Origin of the sequence: Rubrivivax benzoatilyticus JA2 = ATCC BAA-35, from assembly GCF_000190375.1 — a bacterium.
GTDB lineage: Bacteria > Pseudomonadota > Gammaproteobacteria > Burkholderiales > Burkholderiaceae_C > Rubrivivax > Rubrivivax benzoatilyticus.
On the sequence record NZ_AEWG01000114.1, the window covers coordinates 1 to 8133 of the forward strand.

Here is an 8133-nt window from a genome sequence, read left to right on the forward strand (position 1 = left end):
GCCGCAGCGCCACCCCGGCGACGACGCCGGCCGCGCCGCGCGCAGCCGGCCTGCCGGCAGCGACAACCGTCCCAGGCGCCCCAGCCACCCCTGCCGCCGCACGGCCGCCGGTGAACAGCGCCGTCCCCGCCCCAACCCCTTCGACCGCCTGCGCTGAACGCGCCCCGAGGAGAAACGATGCCCCGTCACGACAGCATCCAGTCACGGCTCGAACAGGTGCGCCCGCCGCGCGTGCGCCTGACCTACGACGTCCAGGTCGGCGACGCGATCGAGCACAAGGAGCTGCCTTTCGTCGTCGGCGTGCTCGGCGACTTCAGCGGCAGCGAGGGCGGCAGCGCGCAGCCTCGGCCGCGGCTCAAGGAGCGGCGTTTCGTGCCGGTCGACGTCGACACCTTCGACGACGTGCTGCGCGGCATGGCGCCGGCGCTGCGGCTGCGCGTGCGCGACACGCTGGGCACCGCCGGCGGCGAGCTGGCCGTCGACCTGCGCTTCGAGCGCCTGGAGGACTTCCGCCCCGAGGCCGTCGTGCGCCAGGTGGCCCCGCTGCGGCGGCTGCTGCAGGCGCGCTCGCGGCTGGCCGACCTGCGCAACAAGATGGCCGGCAACGAGCGCCTGGAAGACCTGCTGGTGCGCACGCTGCGCGAGCCGGAGGCGCTGGCCGCGATCGGCCACGACGCCGCCGCGGCCGGGGCGTGACGATGGACACCGCCGTGCTGACCCCGCTGGAGCCGCTGCCCCCGCCGGCCCCCGACCTGCTCGACCGCCTCGTGCTCGACAGCCGCGTGGCCCGCGGCAGCGCCGAACACGGCCGGGCCCGCGAGCTGATCGCCCACCTGGCACACGAGGTGGCATCCGGCAGCGTCACCGTCGCCGACAACCTCGGCGTCGCGCTGGACGCGCGCATCGCCGAGCTCGACGAGCTGATCTCGGCGCAGCTCGACGAGATCCTCCACCACCCGCGCTTCCAGCGCCTGGAAGCGGCGTGGAACGGCCTGCACTACCTCTGCCGCCACGCCGCCGGCGGGCCGCTGCAGAAGATCGCCGTGCTCGACGCCACCCAGAACGAGCTGGTGCGCGACTTCTCCGCGGCGATCGACTTCGACCAGTCGGCGCTGTTCCGCCTGGTCTACGAGGAGGCCTTCGGCAGCTTCGGCGGCGCACCGTTCGGGGCGCTCGTCGGCGACTACGAGATCGGCCGCGGCCCCGAGGACCTCTATTTCGTCGAGCAGATGTCGCACGTGGCGGCGGCCGCGCACGCGCCCTTCATCGCCGCGGCGTCGGCCGAGCTGTTCGGGCTCGACGGCTTCACCGAGATCGGCCGCCCGCGCGATCTGGCCAAGGTCTTCGACACCGCCGAGTACGCACGCTGGAAGAGTCTGCGGGCCAGCGAGGACGCACGCTACGTCGGTCTGGTGCTGCCGCGTTTCCTGGGCCGGCTGCCCTACGACGCTCGCCACGGCACCGGGGTCGAGGGTTTCGGCTACGTCGAACGGGTCGACGGCAGTGACCATTCGCGCTACCTGTGGGTCAACGCGGCGTACGCGCTGGCCGCCAGGCTGAACGCCGCCTTCGCGGCCTACGGCTGGTGCGCGGCGATCCGCGGCGTCGAAGGCGGCGGCCTGGTCGAAGGCCTGCCCACGCACACCTACCGCACCGACGACGGCGAGCGTGCGCTGAAGTGCCCGACCGAGGTGGCGATCACCGACCGGCGCGAGAAGGAGCTCGCCGACCTCGGCTTCATCCCGCTGGTGCACTGCCAGAACACCGACTACGCCGCGTTCTTCGCTGCGCAGTCGGTGCACCGGCCGCGGCGCTACGACAGCGACGCGGCCAACGCCAACGCGGCGCTGGCCGCCCAGCTGCAGTACGTCTTCAGCGTCTGCCGCATCGCCCACTACCTGAAGGCGATGATGCGCGAGAAGGTCGGCAGCTTCGCCTCGGCGGCCAACGTCGAGGAGTTCCTCAACCGCTGGATCCGGCAGTACGTCGTCGAGGACGACAGCGCGACGCAGGAGACCAAGGCCGCCTACCCGCTGCGCGAGGCCAGCGTCCAGGTCAGCGAGATGCCCGGCCGCGCCGGCGCCTACCGCGCCGTGGCCTTCGTGCGCCCGCACTTCCAGCTCGACGAGCTCTCGGTCTCGCTGCGTCTGGTCGCCGAACTGGCGCCGCGCGGCACCTGAGCCCCCTTCCCTTCTCCCCGTTGCAGGAGCTTCCATGAAGGACATCTACGTCAAGTTCGACGGTGCCAGCGAGCTGCAGGGCGACAGCAGCGACAGCCGCCACGCCAACGAGATCGAGGTCTCGGCCTTCCGCCACCGCGTGTTCCAGCCGCGCTCGGCGACGGCCTCGTCCTCGGGCGGCCACACCGCCGAACGCACCGAGCACGGCGAGATGCTGTTCACCAAGCTGATCGACCGCGCCACGCCCAAGCTGCTGCGTGCCGCGTCGGCGGGCACGCTCTACCCCAAGGTGCTGGTCACCTTCTATCGCGCCTACGGCGGCAAGAACGCGACCGCGACCTCGCAGACGCGCATCGACTACTACCGCATCGCGCTCGAGGACGTGGTCGTGTCCTCGGTCGAGACCAGCGTCGACGGCGGCGACCTGCCCAGCGAAACCTTCGGCCTGCGCTACGGCAAGGTGACCTGGGAGTACAAGCAGCACAAGCTCGACGGCTCGGCCACCAGCACCGGCGTCGCCGGCTGGGACCTGCGGCGCAACGTCGCCGTCTGAGCGCGGCATGCGGCCCCCGTCGCTGCTCGAGCGGCTGCTCGGCGACTCGCCCGCCGAGGCCGGGCGCTCGCCGCGCGCCGCCGCCGACCGCCTGCGCCGAGCGCTGGCGCACGACATCGAACGGTTGCTGAACACGCGCTGCGCCTGGCCGCCCGAGCGGCTGCAGCGCTGGCCGCGGGCTGCACGCTCGGTGCTCGCGCTCGGCATGCCCGATCCCGCCGCCGAAACGGGTGACAGCCTGGCGGCACGGCGCCGCATCGCCGAACACATCCACCACACGCTGTGCGTGCACGAACCCCGGCTGCAGGGCGTGCGCGTCCAGGCGCTGGACGGGCGCGACGCGGCATTCTCGATCGAGGCCGCGCTGCGCCACGGCACCGACGGCAGCGGCCTGCACTTCGACGCCGAGGTGCTGCCCGGCTCGCGGCACTACGCCGTGCTGCCGGCGATCGGGCCCAGGGCCTGAGCCGATGCACACGCTGCTGCCGCACTACGAGCGCGAGCTCGCCTGGTTCGACGAGGCGGCCCGGGAGTTCTCGCGGCGCTACCCGCGTGTGGCCGGCCGGCTGGCCACCGGAGCCGACCTGGCCGAGGACCCGCACGTCGAGCGGCTGATCCAGTCCTTCGCGCTGCTCGCCGCCCGGCTGCACCAGCGGCTGGACGAGGAGGCGCCGCGCCTGGCGCAGGCACTGCTGGAGCTGGTGCACCCGCTGGCGCTGCGGCCGTTTCCGTCGTGCAGCATCGTGCGTTTCGGCGCCGCACGCAGCCTGTCGCAGCTCAGCACCGCGCACCGGATCCCGCGCGGCACGCTGCTGCACGGCCAGCCGGTGCAGGGCGTGCCGTGCCGCTTCACGACGACCCAGGACGTCTGGCTGGCGCCGGTGCAGGTGGCCGGGCTGCGCCGCCAGCCCGGCGACGTCGGCCTGGCGCCCGGCATGCCGGCGGCCGCCGCCTGCCTGAGCCTGCGGCTCGAACTCGTGTCACCCGCGGCACGCTGGGCGACGCTGGGCCTGCCGGCGCTGCGGCTGCACCTCGACGCGGCACCGTCGCAGGTGGTGGCGCTGCGCGAGGCGTTGCTCGACCACCTGGCCGGCGTCTCGCTCGCGCTCGACGACGGCAGCCCCCGGCCGGTGCCCGACGCCGCGCCGCAGGCCGTCGGGTTCGCCGACGACGAAGCCCTGCTCGACGACGCGGCGCCGGCCCGCGCCGCCGAACGCCTGCTCGGCGAGTACTTCGCCTTCCCGGCCAAGTTCGACTTCATCGACCTGCCGCTGCCGGCCGCGCTGCGCGGCAGCGAGGCCCGCAGCGCGACGCTGCACTACCGCCTGGCGGCGCGACCGGGCCGCAGCGGCGCCGCCTGGGACGAACTCGACGGCCTCGGCGCCGGGCAGCTGCTCGCCGGCTGCACGCCGGTGGTGAACCTGTTCCGCCAGCGCGCCGAGCCGATCCGCGTCACGCACGAGCGCGAGGCCTACCCAGTGGTCGTCGACGCGCGGCGGCCTGCGGCCTACGAGGTGCACCGCGTCGAGCGTGTGCGGCGCACACGCGCCGGCGAGCGCGACACGGTGCACGAGGAGCTGGCACCGCTCTATTCGCTGCGCCACGCCTCGGCCACGCCACCGGGCAGTTCCGGGGCCTGCTTCTGGGCCGTGCGCCGCGACCTGCTGCGCGCCGCGGTCTCGCCCGGGCACGAGCTCGAGCTGACACTGGTCGACACGGCGCTGGACCCGGCGCGCCCGGGCCAGGACACGCTGTCGCTGGACGTGCTGGCCGGCAACCGCGACCTGCCGGCACGCATGTCGATCGCCCGGCCCGACGGCGAACTGCAGGCCGACGGCGGCAGCCCGGCCGACGAGATCGTGCTGCTGCGCCGGCCCACGCCGGGCAGCCGCCCGACACCGGCGGGCGACGCGGCGTGGCGCCTGGTGTCGCTGCTGGCACTGGCGCGCACGCCGGCCGACGACACCGGGCTCGAGGGCCTGCACGAATGGCTGGCGCTGCACGACCCCGGCGGTGGTGCCGCCGCCCGCGGTGTCGTCGCCGGGCTGCGCTGGCTCGAGCAGCAGCCGGCCACGACCTGGTGGCCCGGCCCGCCGGCGCCCTGCCTGCTGCGCGGCCGCGAGATCCGCCTGGGCATCGACGAGTCGGCCTTCGTCGGCACCGGCGTCGGGCTCTTCGGCCGGCTGCTGTCGCAGGCGCTGGCGCTGCGGGCGCCGGTGAACAGCACCACGCGGCTGCAACTGGTGTCGGTGGCCGACGGCGCGACGCTCTTCGACGGCGGCTGCCGCGGCGGGCGCTCGGCACTGGCCTGACGGCGCAACACGATGGTCGGCACCCCGATCGAACGCCTGTTCGCCCGCCCCGGCGGCTTCGCGCCGTTTGCCGCGTTGCGGCTGCTGCGCCGCTGGCTGGGCACGTCCGCGGCCGGCGGCGCACGGTTGCGCTGCAGCGCATCGACGTCGATGTCGCCGCCCGAAGGCGAACTGGAGGTGGTGCGCCAGCTCCCGGCCGAAGACGGCGAGCCGCCGGCGCTGGAGTTCGTCGCCGCCTTCGGGTCGCTGCTGGGCGTGCACGGGGCGTTGCCGGCGTTCTACACCGAGGCACTGCTGGAGCGCCGCGACCCGGCGCCGCTGGCCTTTCTGGATCTGTTCCAGCATCGCCTGGCCGCGCTGGCCGAAAGCGTCTGGCGCCACGGCCGGCCGGCGCTCGCCGCCGAGACACCCGCCGAGGACCGGTTGCAGACGATGCTGCTGGCGATCGCGGGCCACGGTCACCGTCACGGTGACGGTCCCGGCCCGGGCGGCGCACCGCCTGCCGCGGCCCTGGCCTGGCACGGCGGCACGCTGGGCGGCGGCCGGCCGTCGGCCCTGGCCATCGAAGCCGTGCTGGCGCATCAGTTCGCGGCGCCGGTGCGTGTCGAACCCTGGCTGGGGCGCTGGCGCGCGGTGCCCGAGGCGGCTCGTGGCCGGCTCGGCCTGCAGGGCCTGCGGCTGGGGCACGACGCGCTGGCCGGCAGCCGGTGCTGGCAGCGCGACCTGGACCTGCGGCTGGTCATCGGCCCGTTGCCGCGGGCGCGCCTGCTGCCCCTGCTGCCCGGGGGCGACGCCGCCGCGGCGCTGCGCGCCTGGTGGCGCCAGCTCGGCGCCGGCCTGCTGGACGCCGAGGTGCGCCTGGTGATGCGCGCCGAGGACCTGCGGCCGGCGCGTGTCGGCGGCCCGGCCGCGGCACGCCTGGGTTTCGACGCCGTGCTGCCATGGACGGGCCCGCCGCGGGACCGCGCCGACGCCGGCTACCGGCTCAGCGCCGACCCAGCTGCCGCCGCACGAGGCCCGTCGTGAACACGCTGTCGGCCCGGGGCCGGCTGCTGACGCTGCACACCGCGCTCGGTCCCGAGGCGCTCGTGCCAGAGCACGCGACGATCTGGGAGGCGGTCGGCCCGGCACCCGACCCGGCCGGGCCGGCGGCCCCTCCGCGCCGCGCCGCGGCACTCGACCCGCCACCACCCGACCGGCCCGTGGGCTTTCGGGCCGAACTCGTCGTGCTCAGCGAGGACCTCGGCCAAGACCTGTCGGCCCTGCCGGGCAGCCCGGCGCTGCTGGTGCTGCAAGGGCCTGGCGGCGCCCGCCGGCCCTTCCACGGCCTGGTGCGCGAAGCCGGCTGGCTGGGCAGCGACGGCGGCCGCGCCCGCGCACGGCTGCTCGTCGAGCCCTGGCTGGCCTGGCTGGGCGACGGCCTGGACGCCGCCGTGTTCCACGAGGCCAGCATCGTCGAGATCGTCGACCAGGTCCTGGCGCGTGCCGCGCCGGGCCTGGGCGCCTCGTGGCGCTGGGACCTGGGCGACCGCGCGGCGCTGCCGCGGCGCGGCCGCTGCGTGCAGGCGCACGAATCCGACCTCGGCTTCGTCGAACGCCTGCTCGCCGAAGAAGGCCTGTGCCACTGGTTCGAACACGAGGAGGACTCGCGGACACCGGGCGGCGGGTGCCACCGCCTGGTCATCGCCGGCCACGCCGGGGCCTTTGCCGCGCCGGCGCCGCAGCCGGTGCGCTGCGTGGCCGGCAGCGTCGCGCCCGGCGAACACACGCTCACGAGCTGGAGCGACGTCAGGCGCCTGGCCACCGGGTCGCTGCACTGGGCCAGCCGCGACGACCGCAGCGCCAGCCTGCGGCCGGTGCACGTGGCGTCCGGGACAGCGTCGGGCGCCGCCTCGAGGCTCGAAGCCGTCGACGTCGCCGAAGCGTATGCCTACCCCACAGGCGAGCACGGCCGCGCCCTGGCCGAGCGCCGGCTGCAGGCGCTCGCCGGCTGGGCGGCGCGCTGCCGTGGCCGCGGGCACTGGCGCGAGGCCGCCCCCGGGCGCTGCTTCACGCTGAGCGGCCATGCCCGCCACGACGGCCAGGACCGCGCACGCGACAGCTTCGCCGTGCTCGCGGTGCGCCACCACGTGCACAACGACGTGCCCACCGGCGGCCACGCCGCCTGCGCGGCGCCCTCTGGCGGCCCACGCTACGAGTGCGAACTGCTCGCCCAGCCCGCGGCCCTGCCCCATCGTCCGCTGCCCGTCGACGCCGCCGGCCGGCCCGAGCTCCGTTTGGCGTACCGGCAGGACGCCCCGGGACTGGACTGCGCCGTCGTCGCCGGCGGCCCGGCCGCGGTGACGACCGACCGTGACCACCGCGTGCAGCTGCGCCACCCCTGGGAACGCGGTGCCCCGGCCGACGGCGCACGCCCCGGCGCCTGGGTGCGCGCCGCCACCGCCGTGGCCGGCGACGACTGGGGCGGCGTGCACCCGCCGCGTGTCGGCCGCGAGGTGCTGCTGGGTTTTGCCGGCGGCCGCCTCGATCGCCCGCTGGTGCTGGGCGGCCTGTACACGGGCCCCGTCCGCCACACCACCGCGCACGGCGCCGCCACAGCCGCCGCCACACCGCCCTGGCACCCCGAAGCGGAGGCCGGCGCACCCCCCGGGCCGGCCTGCGGCGGCCTGTTCGCCGGCTGGCGCACGCGCGAGCTGCAGACGAGCCGGGCGGCGCAGGGCCCGGGCAACCAGCTCGTGTTCGACGACAGTCCGGGGCAGGAACGGGTCGAACTGGCGAGCGACGCCGCGTCGACTCGGCTGCAGCTCGGGCACCTGCGGCATCAGGAGGACCAACAGCCGCTGCAGCCCCGCGGCGACGGCCTGGACCTGCGCACCGACGCCTTCGGCGCGCTGCGTGCCGGCGGCGGCCTGCTGCTCAGCGCACACGGCGCGGCGGGCCAGCCGCCGGAGCGCCAGCTCGGCACCGCGGACGCCGCGGCAGGCCTGCGCCGCGCGTCGGACACGCTGGCGCGGCTGCAGACCCACGCGGCGGCGCGACGGACGCCGGCCGCGCCACGGCCGGACGGGCCGCTCGGCCGGCGCGTGCT

The 8133-nt window shown here is 76.0% G+C and carries 7 protein-coding genes; all 7 read left to right on the top strand.

The window, feature by feature from the left end; translation table 11 throughout:
• Positions 1 to 177: 177 nt before the first annotated feature.
• Positions 178 to 696 carry a type VI secretion system contractile sheath small subunit gene (tssB, locus tag RBXJA2T_RS13365; RefSeq protein WP_009857923.1) on the top strand — a complete coding sequence of 173 codons (519 nt, stop codon included), beginning with the start codon at positions 178 to 180 and terminating at the stop codon, positions 694 to 696.
• Positions 697 to 698: 2 nt separating this feature from the next.
• Positions 699 to 2180, top strand: coding sequence for a type VI secretion system contractile sheath large subunit (tssC, locus tag RBXJA2T_RS13370; RefSeq protein ID WP_050801771.1), 1482 nt, complete (start codon positions 699 to 701; stop codon positions 2178 to 2180).
• Positions 2181 to 2214: 34 nt separating this feature from the next.
• Positions 2215 to 2733: an Hcp family type VI secretion system effector gene (locus RBXJA2T_RS13375; protein ID WP_009857925.1), complete on the top strand. Its 519-nt coding sequence runs from the start codon at positions 2215 to 2217 to the stop codon at positions 2731 to 2733.
• A gap of 7 nt (positions 2734 to 2740) precedes the next feature.
• Entirely contained in the window at positions 2741 to 3199 is a 459-nt protein-coding gene (tssE, locus tag RBXJA2T_RS13380) for a type VI secretion system baseplate subunit TssE (RefSeq protein ID WP_009857926.1), read from the top strand.
• Between the two features lie 4 nt (positions 3200 to 3203).
• Entirely contained in the window at positions 3204 to 5045 is a 1842-nt protein-coding gene (tssF, locus tag RBXJA2T_RS13385; RefSeq protein WP_009857927.1) for a type VI secretion system baseplate subunit TssF, read from the top strand.
• Positions 5046 to 5057: 12 nt separating this feature from the next.
• The gene (tssG, locus tag RBXJA2T_RS13390; protein WP_009857928.1) at positions 5058 to 6071 is read left to right on the top strand and encodes a type VI secretion system baseplate subunit TssG; all 1014 of its coding nucleotides are present in this window, start codon (positions 5058 to 5060) and stop codon (positions 6069 to 6071) included.
• Positions 6068 to 8133: type VI secretion system Vgr family protein (locus tag RBXJA2T_RS13395; RefSeq protein WP_009857929.1), on the top strand; the 2066-nt coding region annotated here is incomplete at its 3' end. The genes tssG and RBXJA2T_RS13395, both read left to right, overlap by 4 nt.